The 17,473-nt window shown below is 70.4% G+C and carries 16 protein-coding genes and 1 pseudogene; 10 read left to right on the top strand and 7 right to left on the bottom strand.

The window, feature by feature from the left end:
* Positions 1 to 163: 163 nt before the first annotated feature.
* Complete coding sequence (locus ABZZ20_RS28840; RefSeq protein ID WP_356874564.1) at positions 164 to 652, top strand: hypothetical protein; 489 nt, start codon at positions 164 to 166, stop codon at positions 650 to 652.
* Positions 653 to 664: 12 nt separating this feature from the next.
* A complete protein-coding gene (locus ABZZ20_RS28835) occupies positions 665 to 1,219 on the top strand; it encodes a flavoprotein (protein WP_356874501.1) in 555 nt (184 codons plus the stop codon).
* Between the two features lie 90 nt (positions 1,220 to 1,309).
* Here ABZZ20_RS28835 and ABZZ20_RS28830 read toward each other — a convergent pair whose 3' ends face one another.
* Positions 1,310 to 2,491, bottom strand: coding sequence for an epoxide hydrolase family protein (locus ABZZ20_RS28830; protein WP_356874499.1), 1,182 nt, complete (start codon positions 2,489 to 2,491; stop codon positions 1,310 to 1,312).
* A 79-nt stretch (positions 2,492 to 2,570) separates the two neighbouring features.
* On the bottom strand, positions 2,571 to 3,851 hold the full coding sequence (locus ABZZ20_RS28825; protein WP_356874497.1) for a cation:proton antiporter: 1,281 nt from the start codon (positions 3,849 to 3,851) through the stop codon (positions 2,571 to 2,573).
* A 196-nt stretch (positions 3,852 to 4,047) separates the two neighbouring features.
* On the opposite strand from ABZZ20_RS28825, the gene ABZZ20_RS28820 reads away from it, so the two are divergent.
* From ABZZ20_RS28820 to ABZZ20_RS28795, 6 genes are all read left to right on the top strand, one after another.
* Positions 4,048 to 4,506, top strand: a complete 459-nt coding sequence (locus ABZZ20_RS28820; RefSeq protein ID WP_356874495.1) for a carboxymuconolactone decarboxylase family protein — start codon at positions 4,048 to 4,050, stop codon at positions 4,504 to 4,506.
* Between the two features lie 263 nt (positions 4,507 to 4,769).
* Positions 4,770 to 5,444 carry a ScbR family autoregulator-binding transcription factor gene (locus ABZZ20_RS28815; protein WP_356874493.1) on the top strand — a complete coding sequence of 225 codons (675 nt, stop codon included), beginning with the start codon at positions 4,770 to 4,772 and terminating at the stop codon, positions 5,442 to 5,444.
* Between the two features lie 180 nt (positions 5,445 to 5,624).
* The gene (locus ABZZ20_RS28810) at positions 5,625 to 6,911 is read left to right on the top strand and encodes a ParA family protein (RefSeq protein WP_356874491.1); all 1,287 of its coding nucleotides are present in this window, start codon (positions 5,625 to 5,627) and stop codon (positions 6,909 to 6,911) included.
* Positions 6,908 to 7,900, top strand: a complete 993-nt coding sequence (locus ABZZ20_RS28805; protein ID WP_356874489.1) for a ParB/RepB/Spo0J family partition protein — start codon at positions 6,908 to 6,910, stop codon at positions 7,898 to 7,900. Before ABZZ20_RS28810 ends, ABZZ20_RS28805 begins: the two co-directional genes overlap by 4 nt.
* A gap of 135 nt (positions 7,901 to 8,035) precedes the next feature.
* Entirely contained in the window at positions 8,036 to 10,192 is a 2,157-nt protein-coding gene (locus tag ABZZ20_RS28800) for a helix-turn-helix transcriptional regulator (RefSeq protein WP_356874487.1), read from the top strand.
* 6 nt (positions 10,193 to 10,198) lie between these two features.
* Complete coding sequence (locus ABZZ20_RS28795; protein ID WP_356874485.1) at positions 10,199 to 10,753, top strand: XRE family transcriptional regulator; 555 nt, start codon at positions 10,199 to 10,201, stop codon at positions 10,751 to 10,753.
* 86 nt (positions 10,754 to 10,839) lie between these two features.
* Here the strand turns inward: ABZZ20_RS28795 and ABZZ20_RS28790 are convergent, their stop codons facing one another.
* The 3 genes from ABZZ20_RS28790 to ABZZ20_RS28780 all read right to left on the bottom strand — a co-directional run bounded on the left by ABZZ20_RS28790 (position 10,840) and on the right by ABZZ20_RS28780 (position 14,066).
* Complete coding sequence (locus ABZZ20_RS28790) at positions 10,840 to 11,217, bottom strand: DUF6009 family protein (protein ID WP_356874483.1); 378 nt, start codon at positions 11,215 to 11,217, stop codon at positions 10,840 to 10,842.
* A gap of 180 nt (positions 11,218 to 11,397) precedes the next feature.
* Complete coding sequence (locus ABZZ20_RS28785) at positions 11,398 to 12,978, bottom strand: phage/plasmid primase, P4 family (RefSeq protein WP_356874482.1); 1,581 nt, start codon at positions 12,976 to 12,978, stop codon at positions 11,398 to 11,400.
* The gene (locus tag ABZZ20_RS28780) at positions 12,975 to 14,066 is read right to left on the bottom strand and encodes a bifunctional DNA primase/polymerase (protein WP_356874480.1); all 1,092 of its coding nucleotides are present in this window, start codon (positions 14,064 to 14,066) and stop codon (positions 12,975 to 12,977) included. The genes ABZZ20_RS28785 and ABZZ20_RS28780 overlap by 4 nt, the downstream gene beginning before the upstream one ends.
* 1,210 nt (positions 14,067 to 15,276) lie before the next feature.
* Here ABZZ20_RS28780 and ABZZ20_RS28775 point away from each other — a divergent pair.
* Positions 15,277 to 15,492 (top strand): hypothetical protein, encoded by a 216-nt coding sequence (locus tag ABZZ20_RS28775; RefSeq protein ID WP_356874478.1) that lies wholly within the window; start codon positions 15,277 to 15,279, stop codon positions 15,490 to 15,492.
* Between the two features lie 171 nt (positions 15,493 to 15,663).
* Here the strand turns inward: ABZZ20_RS28775 and ABZZ20_RS28770 are convergent, their stop codons facing one another.
* Positions 15,664 to 16,266 (bottom strand): hypothetical protein, encoded by a 603-nt coding sequence (locus ABZZ20_RS28770; RefSeq protein ID WP_356874476.1) that lies wholly within the window; start codon positions 16,264 to 16,266, stop codon positions 15,664 to 15,666.
* A gap of 303 nt (positions 16,267 to 16,569) precedes the next feature.
* Positions 16,570 to 17,052, bottom strand: a complete 483-nt coding sequence (locus ABZZ20_RS28765; RefSeq protein ID WP_356874474.1) for an HIT domain-containing protein — start codon at positions 17,050 to 17,052, stop codon at positions 16,570 to 16,572.
* Positions 17,053 to 17,220: 168 nt separating this feature from the next.
* Between ABZZ20_RS28765 and ABZZ20_RS28760 the strand changes: the two are divergent.
* Positions 17,221 to 17,425 (top strand): annotated as a pseudogene (locus tag ABZZ20_RS28760) (MerR family transcriptional regulator); the annotation flags it as partial.
* Positions 17,426 to 17,473: the final 48 nt, after the last annotated feature.

Raw genomic sequence — 17,473 nt, 5'->3', positions numbered from 1 at the left:
GAGCGAATGCGTCGCTCTGTTCACCGACGTCCGAGCGTTTCACCCGGACCTCGCCCAATGGGCCTTGGAGGAACCCGGCCGCTGGGGCCCGTGGGTGGCACCGTGTCCGGTCGGGCCGGCCGAGATTTCGTACAGAAAGCATGTCAGCCGGCGCAAAGCGCGCATGGACCAGCGGACCCGAGAGCGGCTCCCCGTCCTTCCCGCCCTGGTCAAGAGCGCGTCCGACGAGCTCAAGAAAGCCCAGGCCCGCCTCGCCGCCGTCCACGCGGCAGCGCCGGGAGCCTCGTTCACCGTCCTCGGCGCGACCTACATCAAGGTCAAAGGGACCCGCTACATCGTCCGCACGGCCTCGGCCACTGTCTACGACGCGGCTGGGCGACGGCGCTGCCTCGGAGTCGCCGAGCAACACGCCTTCTGGGCCTGGGCAACGGTGGAGTTCCTCCGCCACACCGGCGGCCGGATCGAGGAGATGCGTACCTTCAGGAGGTCATCGGCCACTCCCCGTTGGCCGCCGGTCTCGCCTTCTCCGTCCTCGGCGCCGGCACCGTCCTCGGCGGCTCGACCGCTGCCGTTCCCCTCGCTCGACGCGGCACGGAATGCACGATCGCATCGATCTTGCTCCCTCAACTATGGTCGAGGCCAGGCAATGTGATCACATGACGGTATGACCCCCACGAGGACTCTCTACCTGCTCTGCTCCGCAGCCCCGCCCGTCTTCGACGTGGCCCACGTGATCGAGGACGCCCAGTCCCGCGGATGGGACGTCTGTCTCGGCCTCACCCCCACCGCCGCGCACTGGGTCGCCGGCAGCCTCGACGGCCTGGCCGCCCTGACCGGCCACCCCGTGCGTTGGCAATACAAGCTTCCCGGCGAACCCGACGTATGGCCGGCCGCCGACGCCCTGCTCTTCGCCCCGGCCACCTTCAACTCCCTCAACTCCTGGGCCCTCGGCCTGACCGACCGCTTCGCCGTCGGCGTCGCCGCCGAGGCGATCGGCAAGGGAACCCCCGTCGTCACCATGCCCTGCACGAACGCCGCCCTCGCCGCCCACCCGCAGTTCGACCTGTCCCTGGCCACACTGCGCGGCGCCGGCGTCACCGTCCTCTACGGCGAGGAAGGCTTCACCCCCGGCCCCGCCGGCCCCGATGCCCCGACCCACTTCCCGTGGCCGGTGGCCCTCACCGCCCTGGACACCGTCAGCATCCCGCACACCCCCTGAGGGGCATGAGGGTCATAAGGGCCGCGCGGGACCACTGTTCCTCGGTCATGGGGTGATGACCACAGCCGTACGGCGGCCCCGCGCGCCCCTTCACCTTCCGGACCGCAACTGCCGGAAGAAGGCCCGGACGTCCCCGACCAGCAGCTCCGGCACCTCCATCGCGGGAAAGTGCCCGCCCCGGTCATACGAGGTCCAGCGCACGATCGCGTCGGTGCGCGCGGCGACGTGCCGCAGCGGGATGAAGTTGTCCCGGGGAAAATCGGCGAGTGCGGTCGGCGTGGCCGACACCTCTGGCGGCAGCCCGTAGTAGTCGGCGTGCGCGCGCTCGTAGTAGATTCGCGCGGCGGACCCGGCCGTCCCGGTCAGCCAGTACAGCATCACATTGGTCAGCATCTGGTCCCGGTCGACCGGACACCGCGGATCCGCCCACTCGATGAGCTTCTCCCCGATCCATGCGAGCAGCCCGACCGGTGAATCGTTCAGACCGTACGCGAGGGTCTGCGGCCGAGTCGCCTGGATGTCGGCGTACCCCTGCCGCTCCCGCGCCCACACCCGGTACCGCTCCCACGAGGCCAGCGTCCGCTGCCGTTCCGCCGGGCTCAGCACGGCCAACTCCTCGGGCCGGGGCTCCTCGGTCGCCCCGCCCCCGGGCAGCAGATTCAAGTGAACGCCCACCACCCGCTCGGGTCGGATCCTCCCGAGCTCCCGCGATACGGCGGCCCCCCAGTCCCCACCCTGCACCCCGTAGGTCGCATACCCGAGCCGCTCCATCAGTACCCCGAAGGCCCGCGCGACCCGCCTGAACTCCCAGCCGGTCTCGCGGGTCGGCCCGGACAGGCCGAAGCCCGGGATGTGGGGCAGCACCAGATGAAAGGCATCGGCGGGATCCCCGCCGTGCGCCCGGGGATCGGTCAGGGGGCCGGCAACCTTCTGGAACTCCACGAAGGAGCCGGGCCATCCGTGGGTCATGAGCAGCGGCGTCGCACCGGCCTCGGGCGACTGGATGTGCGCGAAGTGCACCCGGGCCCCGTCGATGACGGTCGTGTACTGCGGCCACTCGTTCAACCGCGCCTCGGCCGCCCGCCAGTCGTACCCGGTACTCCAGTACCGCGCGAGTTCCCGCACCTCGTCGAGCGGCATCCCGTAGGCCCGCCCCACCCCCGGCAGTTCGTCGGGCCACCGCGCCCGATCGAGCCGCTCCGTCAGGTCCTCGAGTTCCGGCTCTCCCACGTCCAGCCGGAACGGCTGCGCCCAGTTTCCAAGATCGCTCATGGGCCCGCATGGTAGGCGCCGCCCTGCCATTAACGCCGTTAACACCCCCACCCCCTGTCCTCGCGGAGCATTAACGCCGTTAACACCCCCGGCCGGCCGACACCTCAGACCGCCGCTCCCCGTCCCGCTCCCGCAACACCCGCACCACCGGCCCGGTCACCGCCGTCGTCACCAACGCCATCAGTACCAGCGTCGTGAACAGCTCCTGCCCGATCACCCCGAGTTCGAGCCCCACGTTCAGCACCACCAACTCCGTCACGCCGCGGCAGTTCATCAGGGCTCCGAGCGTCACCGCGTCCCGCACCGGCTGTCCCACCAGCAGCGCCGCCCCGGTCCCGCCGCCGCACTTCCCGGCGACCGCCACCACCAACACCGCCGCCGCCCACAACCCGGCCGCGCCGCCCCCCAACAGCCCCACATCCGTCTTCAGCCCGCTCCCGACGAAGAACAGCGGCAGTAGCACCGGGACCGCGAACTCCCGCATCCGTTCCGCCGCCGCCTCGACCACCGCCGCCCTCGGCACCACCACACCGAACACGAACGCCCCGAACAGCGCGTGCACCCCCATCACATGGGTGGCATGGGCCGCCAGATACACCCCACTGCACAGACCCACGACCGCACCGGTGCCCACCCCCCCGCCCCACCGCTTCACGACCCACGCGAGTACGGGTCGTACCCCCCACCACATCCCTGCCAGGAACACCCCGGCCAGCACACCCATGCCGGCGACCCGCCAGCCCTTCCCGCCCCCGATCCCGCCTCCCGGGGAATGCGCCATGGCCACCACCAACGCCAGCAGGCACCACGCCACCACGTCGGCAACCGCCGCACACGCCATCGCCAGTGCCCCCACCGGCGTCCCGTACAGCCCCTGCTCCTTCAGGATCCGCGCCAGCACCGGGAAAGCGGTCACGCTCATCGCGACGGCCACGAACAGGACGAACTCCGCCCGGCCGACCCCCTCCGGCGCGAAGACCCCGTACATCGCCAGTGCCAGGAGGCTCCCGAACCCGAGCGGTATCCACACGCTCGCCTGGCTCACGACGACGACGGCCCGCCCGCGCCCGCGCAGCAACCCGAGATCAAGCTCCAGGCCCGCCAAGAACATGAAGACCAGCAAGCCCAGGTTCCCCAGTACACCCACGTACGGAAGAACCTCGCCCGGTAGCAACCACCGGCTCCCCGCCGGCCAGAGCCATCCGAGCAACGAGGGCCCCAGCAAGATCCCCACGAGGATCTCCCCGACCACGGCCGTCTGCCCGAGCCTGCGCATCACGGCGGCTGCCCCGCCGCACGCGAGGACGACGACGGGTACGGCGATCAGCACAGCTTCGAGCGGATCACGTGACGCTCCCACCGCCACAGCCTTCCGCCCGGACCCCCGCCCGGGCAACGAACCGCCCCACACTTCCGGGGGTCGCGGCGTTAACGGCGTTAACGCCGTTAACGCCCACCCGAAAAGATCTTCGCCGTAGCGGTCACACTCCCCGTCGCCCATCCGTCAGTGCAGTGGAAGCAACGAACGGCACCCACCCACACCCCAGGAGACCGCAATGACCGCACGCATGGGAAACCCCGCGCTCGTCGTCCCCGGCGCCATGGCCAGCCTGACGGCCATGGGCAAGGCCGTCATCGCCACCGGCATCAGCGAGCGCACCCTCGAACTCGCTCACATCCGCGCCAGCCAGATCAACGCCTGCGGCGTCTGCCTCGACATGCATCCCAAGATCGCGAAGAAGCTGGGCGAGACCGACGAGCGCATCCACGCGATCGCCGGCTGGCGCGACACCCCGTACTTCACGGATGCCGAGCGCGCCGCCCTCGCCCTCGCGGAGGCCGTGACCCGCGTCGCGGACCGCAGCAACCCGGTACCGGACGAGGTCTACGACGAGGCCGCCCGGCACTACGACGAGCAGCAGCTCGCCGCACTCATCCTCTCCATCTCCACGGTCAACGTCTGGAACCGCATCAACCTGGCCACCCGCCAACAGGCCGGCACCCCCTGGTCCTAGGAGTGCCGGGGCCGCCGGCCCGTCCGAGTGTTAACGCCGTTAACGGCGTTAACACTCGGACACCGCCGTGCCGGGGACCGTTAACGGCGTTAACGCCGTTAACGCGCCCTCGCCGAACGCACTTGTCGACTGGTTTTCTCTCCCGCTGCCCCACTAGATTGAACTTCGTACGAACCTCCGCCCGCACGGCCCCGCCGCAGCGACGAAGACCACTCGCACACCAGCGACGAGCGGCAATCGGCACACGGCAGGAGACCCCCACCATGGCAAGGGCGAGGCAGGAACGTGCCGAGATCACCCGGCAGGCGATCCTCACCGGCGCAGCCATCGGCTTCGACCGCTACGGCTTCGGCGGCACCAGCCTCGGCGACGTGGTCAAGCACGCCGGGGTCACCAGGGGCGCCCTGTACTTCCACTTCCGTTCCAAGGACGCCCTCGCCCGCACCCTGATGGACGAGCAGTTCCAGGTCTCCGAAGGCGTTTCCGCCATCGAGGAACCGGGACTCCAGACGGCCATCGACCTGACCCACCGGATGGCGTACGGGCTGCGCACCAACGTCCGCATCCGTGCCGGCGTCCGCCTCGTCATCGAGTTCGGCTCCTTCGTCAACCCGGACCCGACCCCCTACAACGTGTGGATCGACATCGCGCACGTCTGTCTCAAGCCTGCCCAGGAGCGCGGGGACATCCTGCCTGCGCTGGACGTGTACGACCTCTCGACGTTCCTCGTCGGCTCGTTCACAGGCATCCAGGTCACCTCACACGTCCGCACCGGCCGCGAGGACCTGCACACCAGGGTCATCGACCTGTGGAACGTCCTGCTTCCGGGGATCGTGCCCGCCCACCGCATTGCGGCCTTCGATCCGGCGGGCTCGCCCGAGTGCCGAGCAGAGCTCGGTCTGTCCGCTCCGGACTCCGCGGCGGTCCCGGTCAGCTGACGGCGTGTTCGGGGGCCGCCCCACGGCGTACCCGGGTGGCCATCACAGCGGCGTGCGCCGCTCACGTACGCCCCCACACCGGCTCCACACCGCCCCGCATCCGAAAACAGACCCCACTTCGTTAGCAAAACTCAAGCGTGGCGCCCACATCCGGCCTCGAACGTTAGTAAAGTCCCTCTCATGACTTCGCCCTCGTCTCAGAGCGACCGAGAGAAGGTCGTCTCGAAGCTCCCCCCGTGGCTCCGCCAGGAGTTGAAGATCCGCACCGCCCAACTGCGGGTCGACATCCAGGACGCCGTCCACCAGGGCATCGCCCACTGGAGCGCGCTCGCTTCCGCCCCCTCCCCCGTCGACACCTCCGGTGCCGAATCGTTCTCCACCTGGCTGCCCGCCGGCCAGTGGGAATCCTTCCGCACCGACGCGAAGGACCGCGGCGTCTCCCTCATCCAGGGTCTCGCCCAAGCGGTCCGTCTCTGGCTGGAGATGAACCCGGCGCCCACGGTCAAACGCCCTTCCGTCGTACGCCGCATCGTCGTGTGCAACCAGAAGGGTGGCGTCGGCAAGACCGCCATCACCGCCGGCACTGCGGAGGCCCTCGCCGAGGACCCGGAGACCCTCCACCCGGTCCGCATCGCCCGCCAGCTGGCCCGCCTCTCGGCGTCAGAAGACGGAGACCAGAATCAGGGCCACGGTCAGGGCCAGCACTCCCAGAACGACACGACCCCGCTGGACCTCGAAGACCTCCCGGGTCTCGGCATGCGCGTCCTGCTGGTCGACTTCGACCCCCAGGGCCACCTCACCAAGCAGCTCGGCCAGCAGCCACTGCCCATCGGCGGCGACAGCCTCACCTGCCACATGGCAAGCGAGGCCAAGGGGCCCCTCGCCGACCTGATCGTCCCCATCCCGGACGAGCGCTTCGGCGACCGCCTCCACCTCCTGCCCGCATGCACGGACGCGTTCCTCCTCGACGTCCGGCTCTCCACCGTCCGCGCCCGCGAGGCCGCCCTCGAACGCGCCCTGTCCCCCGTCGAGTCGGACTACGACGTCATCCTCATCGACTGCCCGCCGAGCCTCGGCCTCAGCATGGACGCCGCCATCTACTACGGGCGCCGCCGCGACACCGAACAGCCAGGCGCCTCCGGCGCGCTGATCGTCGTACAGGCGGAGGACTCGTCGGCCGACGCGTACGACCTCCTCACCTCCCAGATCAACGACCTGCGCGACGACCTCAGCCTCGACATCGACTACCTCGGCCTCGTCGTCAACCTCTACGACGGCCGACGCGGCTACATCGCGACCTCCTCCCTCCAAGCGTGGATGGACATAAAGGATCCGCGTGTCGTCGCCGTCGTACCCGACCTCAAGGAACAGCGCGAAGCCGTCCGCGTGAAGCAGCCGCTGTTCGTCTACGCGCCCAAGGGCGACCAGGCCATCGCACTGCGCGCACTCGCCAGGGAGATCTCATGAGCAAGGCCGACAAACTCGGAGTCTCGGCATCCTTCGCGCGGGCCCAGCCCGTCGGCGTCAGTTCGCGCCGTGCAGCGATCGCGGAAGCCACGGGCGCGCCGACCTCCGGCGTGGTCCCCCCGTCCGAGGTCCCGATCGAGGCCCTCGCCCACAACCCGTTCAACCTCCGCGAGGACCTCACCGAACTCGACGAACTGGCCCAGTCCCTCCTCTCCCGCGGTCAGCTCCAGCCCCTCGCAGTAGCCACCCGCATGGCCTTCATGGAGGCCCACCCGGGCCAGACCGACGGCCTGGGCCGCGCCCCGTACGTGGTCATCGACGGCAACCGCCGCCTCGCGGCGGCGCAGCTGGCCGGTCTCAAGACCATGCACATCCACGTGAACGACGCCCTCTCCGCCTCAGCGGCGGACATCCTCGAATCGGCGCTCATCGCCAACGTCCACCGCGTGGACGTGGCTCCGATGGACCAGGCCCGCGCCCTCCAGGAACTCGTCGAGGTCCACGGCTCCCAGGCCCAGGTCGCCAAGCGCCTGGGCAAGACGGCTGCCTGGGTCTCCCAGCGGCTCACCCTCCTGAACCTCACGCCGAGCCTCCAGGAGAAGGTCGAGACGGGCGAGCTCAAGGTGGAACCGGCTCGCCGCATCGGCCGCCTCCCCCAGGAGCATCAGGAGGCGGCAGCCGAGGAGACCATCAACACCGTCACGCCGCCGCGCCAACGCGGGCACGCCGCCCCGCCGCGCGTTAACGCCGTTAACGCCGTGGAGGTGGCGGAAGCCAGGGACGCCGTGCACCCGGACACGGCGGAATCCGTTAACGGCGTTAACGCCGTTAACGCCGCTCCCTCGGCTCCTTCCGCTCCTTCCGCTCCCTCCGCTCCCCGGATCACGATCGCGACTGACTCCCCGGAAACCATCGCCGACGCCCTGACGGCACACCTCACCCCGGACGACCTCAAGGCCGTCACCGAGCTCCTGGTGCTGCGCATCTGAGCTGGCATCCGTGCTGGCATCGGAGGCGGGTACCCACGACGGGGGCGCTGACGGCATTAACGCCGTTAACGCCCCCACGTGCGTTTCATGTGCGTTCAGCAGTGTGGTTCACATAGGCTGCCCCCGGAGGTACCCATGCCCAACGAACAAGAGAGCCTCTTCGCAGCGGTGGACGCCCTGCTCGAAGAAGCCGCCGCCCAGGACACGCTCCCGCATCCGGACGAGCGCAAGCGCCTGCGTGAAGCCGCCGGACTGAGCCAGGAGCAGATCGCCACCGCGCTCTCCGTCCGCCGTGAAACGGTCACCTCCTGGGAAACGGGCCGCACGGCCCCCCGCCCTCCCAAGCGCGCGGCCTACGCCCGTCTCCTGGAAGGCCTCTCGGCCCTCCATCCCCCCACCCCGGCACCGGGTGACACCCCGGCGACCCCGGACACGCCCACCCCGGACACGCCCACCCCAAAGCCCGCACCTCCAGGTGCCGGCAACCCGGAGCCCGCACCGGAGCCCCCGGCTGGGGAAGCGGCCCGCAGGGAAACACCCCCGCAGAGCACCCCACCCCGGAAGCGGGCGGGCAGGGGCACCGCCCCGCAGGCCCCCACCGCCACCTCCCTGCAAGGCAACGGCCCGCTCGCCGTCCTCGACGGCAGCGACAAGGCCCACGCCGCGCACGGTCTCCTCCTCCCCCTCCCCCCCAAGGCCCGCACCGACCTCCCCACGCTCATCGCCTGGGCCCTCGGTCCCGACGCCGATCTCCGCTCCCCCCGCCTCCACCGCAACGGCAAGGACGGCGACCCCCTCCTCGTCCTCACCCCCGCTGCCACGGCAGCCCTCGGCCTGCCCGCCACCCTTGAGGACCGCCGCGCCCTCCGCCTCCCCGACGACCACCCCACCGTCAGGCAACTCGCCCGCGCCAAGTGGCAGCTCACCCGCCGCGGCTTCGGTCCGTGGCCCCGCATCTACCGCCCCGCCTCCCCTACCACCGGCCGCCAGTGCGTCCAGCTCGCGATCCTCCCCTGGGGCGCCCTCGACCCCCGCGCCTGGGGCGAGGAAACCGCCGACCTCCCCGCACCGGAACTCGCCGAGCTGCTCACCACGTACGCCACCCGCGTCCTCACTCCCCGGGGCTCCACCGCCGTGTCCGGCCTGGAGCTGATGACGGCCCTGCGCCCGCCCACCCGCGCCGCCTTCAACCCCGACACCAATGCCTGGGAGTCGGCCCCCGTCCCCGGCTCCCTCCTGCGCCCCGTCGACCCGGCTCCGCCGGAGGCGCCCGACGAGCACCCGGTGGTCGCCGCCCTCTACCCGCGGGCCCACCAGCGCACCCCGGACCAGGTCCTCGACGAAGAGGCGTACGACTGGATCCGCGACCCCGAGCTCCTGACCGACGCCGAGTGCACCCGTACCCATGCCGTCGGCATCGACGTGAACATGGCCTTCGCCGCCGCGGCGAACCGCCTCACCGTTGGCCTGGGCCCTTCCGTCCACACCTCACGCCCCCGCTTCGACCCAAAGACCCCCGGCTGCTGGTTGGCGGACCTCTCCTCGCTCAGCCTCGATCCCCGGCTCCCCAGCCCCTTCACCCCCAGCGGCCACCCCCCCACCGGCCCCGCCTGGTACGCGACCCCGACCCTCGCCTACGCCCAGGAGCTCGGCCACCCCGTCCACCCCGTCGAAGCCTGGATCCGTCCGGACAACGGCCCCTACCTCGACGCCTGGTACACCCGTCTCCGCGATGCCTACACGGCCACGATGGCGGACCTCGGCATCACTTCGGCGCTCTCGGAGCCCGATTTCCTGGCGGCGATGGCGGAACTCCAGCAGCACCCCCACCCGATCCTCAAGCCGGTCCTCTCGGCCATCAAATCCACCGTCAAGGGCGGCATCGGCAAGCTCCGCGAACGGCCCCAGGGCGCCGGCTACCGTCCGGGCGAACGCTGGCCCGCCCTCGAACGTCCCACCTGGCGCCCCGACATCCGCGCCGCCGTCATCTCCACGGCCCGCATCAACATGCACCGCAAGATGAACAAGCTCGCCACGGCCACGGGCCAGTACCCCATCGCCGTCCTCTCCGACTGCGCCGTCTACCTCTCCGACGGCCCCAGCCCCCTCGACTTCCTCCCGCACACGCCCGACGGCAAGCCCCTGCCCGGCGGCTTCCGCCTCGGCGTCAGCCCTGGCATGGTCAAGCACGAGGGCACCCAGTCCCTCCTCTGGGCCGTATCGATGCTCGACGAGAACCACAACCCCGCGCGCCACATCAAGGGCCATGACGCGGCAGCCGACGGAGAGTAGTCCCCCATGTCCCAGATCGACGACAGCCTGACCCGCGCCGACGAACAGCACTTCACCCGCGCCCTCCCCAAGTCGGCGGGGGCCCAGGTGCGGTTCCTCGTCAAGCAGCTGAAGTCCACCCGCGAAACGGCACGCTTGCTCGGCATCTCCCAGCGCACGGTGGAGCGCTACGTGAAGGACCAGATCAAGCAGCCCAAGCCGGCCCTCGCCGCCCGCCTCGCGTCCGAGGTACGGCGCCGCTGGCAGCCCCTGGTCCGCAAGCGCGCCCGCGCCAAGGCGGCCCGGACGACCGGGCTGGTCATCGAGACCCGTGCCCGCTTCGGCTTCACCGCCGCCCCCGGCAGCACCGACGACGGCCGCATGCGCCGCATCACCCAGCACCTGCCCCCGGAGTACGCGAGCCGCCTTTTCGCCGCCCAGGAGGCGGGCGCCGGCGAGTCCCAGCTCCGCGCCATCGCCGCGGAGGGCCTCCAGGAGATCTACTTCAAGGACAACGGCGCCCGCGCCGACAGCCTCCTGGTCGAATTCACCGACATCGACTACGTCGACTTCGCCTTCTGACGCCGACCACGTTCGTCCTCCCGCAACGACGACTCCACGGAAGGACCGCAGGGACTGGAGGGACTGGAGGGACCGAAAGAACTAATTCAAGCCACGGTCGGCGTGGACAGCCCGCGCTGCGAGCGCTCGGTCTTCTTGCCGACCTGCCGGGGCTGGATCGTACGGGGGTCCACTGCTTCGCCGGGGGCCCCTTCGCGGTAGAGCCCGTCCGGTTCGGCATCCCGGTCGTGGGGCAGCAGGTAGAAGACGCGTCGCTTCTGCAGACCGCTGTCGGGGTCCGCCTCCGCGGTGTCACCGAGTTCGGTGAACCCGATCATGCGCCCGTCGCGGTGGTAGCGGGGCTTGCCCCGGCGGCGGGGCGTCTTGTCCAGGGCCTGCCGGACGTAGTCGAGCGGTTCAGGGTTCTCCAGCCACACCACTTTGTCCTCGTGGGCGAGATCGCTTGCTGACAGTAGCGAGCTCATGGCTTGGGTCCTTCCTCGTTCACGTCGGCCCCCGAGGGCCCCTGACTCCTCCACGCCGTGGGCGGCGCCGGTGTCGGTATGCAGTCGGCCCCTGTGGGGCGCGACCGGGTGGTGGGTCTGTTCATCTTCCTTGTCCATCGTAGGCGTGCCCGTCCCGGGGCGGGAGCACACGTCGGCCCTTCACGTCGTGGTTGCCCTGTTCGCCTCGCGCGGTGGCTGGTCCTCGTCGGCCAGGAGCGCGAGCCCCGGATAGAATTTCTGCCCGTTCGAGCGAAGCATCTCACTGGGCGACGCGACACCGACCTCGGCACGGATACGAGTGGCGAAGGCACGCGTGGTCGCCGGCCGCAGACCTTCCCCGTCGCTGCACCAGGAGCTGTAGGCCCGGTAGAGGGCTCCCTGTTCGACCTTGAGGTCACGCGGATCGGGAAGGTCGCCGCCGGTGGTGCAGCATTCGGCCAGGAACCGCCCGATGTGGTCCTCGGTGGTGGCGTACGCCTCGGTGGCGTTGCGGACGACCGTGGGGCCCGTCAGGGACGGTTTGGCGGCCAGATAGGCCTTGGCTCCCTGGATCATCCAGTGGAGGATGCCCGGACCTTCGGCGTGTACGAGTTCCTCGGCCAGGTTGTCGATCTTGCGGTGGTCGGGGACGACCCGCTCGAAGGGGATGAGCCGGATGCGGCGCCAGAAGGCGTGCCCACCGGTGCCGACCTCCGGCCGGTGGTTGCCGAGCAGCCAGAGCTTGTGGGTGGGCTCGAAGCTGAAGAAGTCCTGCCGCATCCGGCGTGCCTTGAGGCGGTCACCACCGGTCAGGAGCTTGACGCGGGCCTCGTCGAACTTGTCGTGGGGCTTGAGCTCGCTACAGACGAAGAGACGCCGGCCGTGGAGCTCGGTCAGCTCGGTGGAGTGCTCGTTGAACTTGCCGCGCTCCATGAGGAACCCCGGCGGGGCCACGTCCGCGTAGTCCCCGAGGATCTTGATGACGACGTCGAGGAGGGCTGACTTGCCGTTGGCGCCGACGCCGTAGAGGAAGGGCAGGACCTGTCCACCGACATCGCCGGTGATCGAGTACCCGAGCAGGAGATGCAGGAAGTTGATCATCTCCTTGCCCTTGTCGTCCTCCCCGAAGGTCTCGTCGAGGAACCGGTGGAACCTGGGGGTGGGCACGGCCTCGGGCGCCAGGTGCGTGGCACGCGAGTGAAGGTCCCGGGTGGGATCGGGCTTGTGCAGGTCGCCCGTACGCAGGTCGACCACGCCGGCCGGGGTGCACAGGGCGTATTTGTCGCCGTCCAGCGTGTCGGGATCGAGCGCGAGCTCCGGTGAGGCCTTCGCCTGGGTGAGCATGGCCTTCACGCCCGAGGTGGACATGGTGCGCTTGCGGTGCTGGGCCAGCTCCCGGTCGGTGAACAGGCCGCGCGGGTCATGGGTGGGCAGTTCCTCGGCCATGTCACCGGCCGCCCAGATCGCAGCCTTCTCCCCGCCGGTGCGCTTCCACCGGTACTCGTCCCACACGTACCAGCCCAGTCCCTCGACATGACGGAACCGGTCGTGGTGGAGGTGGGCGAAGAGCTTCGCGTTGCCGCGGTCGGTGAGGTTGTGCAGCAGCCCCGCCTGGATGAAGTCTGCTCCGGCCCCGACGGCTGGGGCCCCACCCTGCTGAGCGGGCAGGCGCCGGCCGGGTACGACCGTCTCGGTGGCGAACGCGGCGAGCTGTTCCGCCGCTGCCTGGGCGTTGAACCCCGTGCTTCCGGCGCTGCTCATGGGCGTTCCTTGGGCTGGATCGGTCGGTCGCTTCCGGCGCGCAGCCCCGCTTCGACGATGAGGACGTTCCGGCGCGGCTGGTGGGGTCGTGCGTGGTCTGCGGCTTCGAGGAGCAGGCGGCGGCACTCCGACTCGGTGAGGTGCCCTGCCGCAGCCAGTCCGCCGGCGGTGTAGGCCGCCCGGTTGAGCTTCTCGCTGAAGGCCGTGCCCTCGGGACTGTCTGCGCAGGCGCGGACCTCCTCGACGAGGGAGGCGAACACCCGCTGCCCGTCCTGTCGTACGACTCGGATCGGACGGGGGAGGGGCTGCCGTCGCGACGTGGGAGCGCCCGTGAGCTCAGGGCCGGTTTCTACGGTGTGGCCGGTGCGGGCGAGTTCGGCCGTGAGCCACATCGGCAGGACAGCGGGCAGCCGGGCTCCGGGCAACGGCCGGTAGACGCCCGCAGCCGTGCGTGTCGTGGGCGCCACGATGTAGCCGCCGGCGGCGCGGACGTCGACCTGCCAGGCGAGCGCGACCTTGGGGCTCGAACCGCTGGAGCACCTGAAGCGAGGGCCGTCCTTGGGCAACCGGTACCAGATGTGCATCCCTCCGGAGGGCGTACGGACCCGCAACGTCGACGAGTCCTCGCAGGGGTGGGGGCGGGACCGGAGGGCGGCCAGGAGGGCCAAGGTGTCGAATCCGCTCTGCAGGCCGGTCAGGTCGACGCGGTCGTCGATGGCGATGCCGGGCAGCAGCCTCTGCCGGTCGGGCAGGGGCGCCTCGTGGGCGTCCACGTCGATGACCACGAGCCCGGCGGGACCACAGGCCACGCCGATGCCGAACCCGGGTTCGGCCTCCCACCACTCCCGCACCGTGCGAAGGTCTGTGGTGGCCGCGTGGAATCCGTGACACCAACGACGCTCGGAACGGCAGGGGCACTCCTGCGGCGGGTGCTGACCGCCCCGGCAGGCTGGGCAGTTCGGGGCGGGCGTCTTGGTCCCTGGAGCCAGCGGGTGCACGGGGTAGCCGCGCAGGGCCAGCCAGGTCGCCACGTCCAACGCCGTCCCGCCGCTCACGCCTTGCGGCGGGTTCTCGGGAGGGACGGGCACTGGCTCTTCCTTGACGCGGTGTCGGGGGCGGCTGTTCGTGTCCCCTGGTCTGGTGAGTACGGCTGACCTGCACTTCAGGGACCAGAGGGACTGAAGATTCACTATCGCGGAGATTACCGCAGGGACCGCAGCGACTCAGGATGCAATCACGGCTTTATTGAGAACTCAGTCCCTTCAGTCCCTCAGTCCCTGGAGTTCTCGCCTGGTTCGTCCTGAAAGGTTCCTCCTTGAAAGCGGTGTGCTCCCGGGCGTGTCGTGCCCGGGAGCACACCGCCGACCGTCTTCCCGGGCAGGAGGGTCCCGGTGCCGGCAAGTCTGTCAGGTACAGCACACGGTGGCTCCGGACCCCTCCGGACCAGGCAGGGGCTCAGGTACTGAACCGCAGGGATCCGCGTTCAGTCCCTGCAGATTCAGTCCCTGGGCAAACATGCAGGTCACAGCGTTTTCGATCCAGAGACAGGGACTGAAGGGACTCAGAATCACTACTTCCACTTCTCACGTGTGTGCGTGTATGCGCGGGCGTATGAAATGACTGGAAGTGCATATGTGGCTCATAACTGGAAAGTTGGGTCCCTTCAGTCCCTGACGCCGCGGGTGCACGGCGCTGACCTGCAGGTTTATGCAGTGACTGAAGGGACAGGGACCGAAAGGGACTCACCGGGCTTCAGTACCTGTTCGGGGGGGACCGGGTACCGGGGGAGGGGGGCCCCGGCCCCCACCCCAGCGGCCCCAGGGACTCACCGCTCGGCAGGGTCTGAAGCACCACTCGGCAAGCAGCGGACGCAGGCCTCACGCTGCATCCGGAGCCAGCCTCGACGCCCACGCGTCCGTCCAGGCCCCCGCCCGGCGCCCGGCGAACGCCACCCACAGCAGCGGCAGAAGGCCCAGCACGGCCCTACGGGCCCTCTGCGAGCCCTCCAGGGCCCTCAGAGGGCCCGTAGGGGCCGGCGATTGGCCCCGGCTGCCGCGTGGCGGCCGGTACGGGCCGGGACGGGATGGCTGCCACGGCACCCGTGCCCCCGGTGCCGTCCGCGCCCAGGTCCCCAACCGATTTCGGTGCGCCGGCGCCGTCAATGCCCGGCAGGGCCGCGACGCGCGGCCCAGCTCGACGCCGGGCTCGTCAAACGCATCGCACCCCTCGGACACCTGCCGGAGCCGGCCCCGGGATACGATCACGATTTCGGTTGGCGTCGGGTGGGTTGGGGGAGTTGTGCAGACAGGCGGCGTCGGTGTTGCGGCTGATCGGGAGTGGGTCATCCAGAACGCGAAGGGGAAGAAGTTCGTCTACGACTCGGCGGCTGAGGCTTTCGAGGAGCTGCACGAGTACGGGGACGGGGCGGTGGTGCTGACTCGTCTCGTGTACCGGGGTCTCTTCCGTACGAAGCCGGTGGAGGACTGGCACCCGGTAGAGCGTCCTGCCGTCTGACCGTCCGGCGCGGCACGGCGGGCGCGTCCCGGACGGAACGGCCGAGAAACAGCGGGGCGAACGGTCCCCGCTGCGCCGCCGGACGCCTGGCTGGCGCTCACCGGGGACGAACACGACCCGGCCACATGCGCTCTCCGGAGACGGAGAGCGAGGCGATCCGCGGGTAGCCCGTCAGTACGGGCCACCGCGGAAGAGCACGCTGCCGTAATGGCGCGGGCGGTCGCCGCGCTCGTATGCCGCGTCGGAGCGGTCGGCGGGCGCTGAGAGCCGGGCGAGGCCCCGGAGGGTCCCCAGGCCGGCAAGTACCTCTTCACGGTGCTCCGCGGACTTCATCCAGACCGGCAGCCGGGCGAACATCGCCATCGTCGGGGAGGCGCGACGCTCGCGCAGCCGGGCACCCACGTAGGCGGCGAGGGCGTCGACGTGCTCCTCGTCGTAGGCCCACAAGATCCGTCCCGCACAGCGGGTCTGGAGCCAGAGCGGCCGTCGGAAGAACGGGTCCTCGGTGCCGCCGGGCACCGCACCGACCAGACCGGCGCCCCGCTGCTCGGCCGTCCAGTCGGCGACCGTGCCGCAGCCGGCGCAGGCGAGGCGGCGCGGCTGGAAGAGCAGGGCGCTGAAGTACTTCGGCGCCGGGAGACCGGGCCGAGGTACGACGAGCGCCCGGCCACCGCACTTCGGGCAGACCACGAGCACCCGGCCGGTGAACTGGACGAGCCACGTGCCGTGGTCGTCGTGGCGGACCGGTTCTGGGTACGCGGGCTCGGAGCTCATGGCGGACACCCTGCCAGGCCCGTCCCGCCCCCGACGACCGAAAGGGGGACCGGCGAGCGTGACGAGCACCAGGGTCCGTAGCCGTCATCCTCTCGGGTACCACTGACATCAGTTCCACCCGGCCGGTGGCTGATCGACTACGGTGCCGCGTCGGCCGTCCCGTCTCCCGGACGTGGTCAGTCTGGCCAGATAGAGTGCAGGCCCCGCCTGACCCTCGTAGGAGGAGTGCCGCGCGGGGCCTGCGTCGTGCGGCCGCCAGACCGTGCAGGGAGGTGTCCAGCCGGCCCGGGGGCAGGCTCCGTCTCAGTCCGGGCCGTAGGCTTCGGCGAGGACTGCCGTCAACGCATGTGTGATGTCCGCCTGCAGATCCTCGTGTCGCGGCCCGAGGCGATGTTCAGGGGCGGTCCGTTCATCTCCATAGCGCCACACGGGGCCATGGAGAAGTTTGGGAGGCTCCCAGTCGTAGCGCGGGTGGATGTGGCCGTGCAGGTGCTCCCAGGAGTTGCCCAGCACTTCGTAGTTCAGCCGACGGAAGGCTGTGTCGCGCTTCCTGCACACGGCCTCGACGGCCTCGCCGAGCAGTGAAAGATCGAGCATGAAGCGGACGCGTTCCGCTCGGGGGAGATCGGTCAGGTGATTTGCCTGGCCCGCATACAGCAGCAGGCAGTATCCGGGAAGGTGCTGGATGTCGCCGATCACGGCCCAGCCGGTACGCATGCGCGCCAGCACCGTGGGGTTCTCGCCCCGTTCGGCGGCACCAAGTCGGTCATTTGCCCAGTGATTCATGCCCCATTGCTAGCAGTCAGTACCCGGGAAATCCCTGGAACCGTGTGAGGGGCCGTCTCTAGGCTCGCCCCATGCTGAAAGCACTGGGAGGCATCAGCGATGTGGCAGAGGGCCAGGTCGGCATGGTCACGGAGCAGCAGGCCGCTGCCGCCGGCGCTACCGCAGCCGCTCACCGAACTCCTGGCCGCCGGTCTCCCGGCTGACGCCGCACCCGTGCAGGCCGAGATAGAGGGCCAGTGAGGGGTACCGCGCCATCGGACGTCCCTGCGTGCACCACGAGCAGCGGCGCGCCGCGTACGAGGCGGTCGCGCCAGGGCCGGCCGCCTACCAGCGGGACGCCATCGAGGCCTACGCCACGACCCGGCTCAGCTGACCGGCAACCGGGGGTGACCCGGCGGGCGGTGGTGTGCCACCGCCCGCC

The organism is Streptomyces sp. NPDC006430 (assembly GCF_040612395.1).
Lineage (GTDB): Bacteria > Actinomycetota > Actinomycetes > Streptomycetales > Streptomycetaceae > Streptomyces.
The sequence above is the reverse complement of the archived record's forward strand: the minus strand, read 5'-3'. Positions and strand labels throughout refer to the sequence as shown.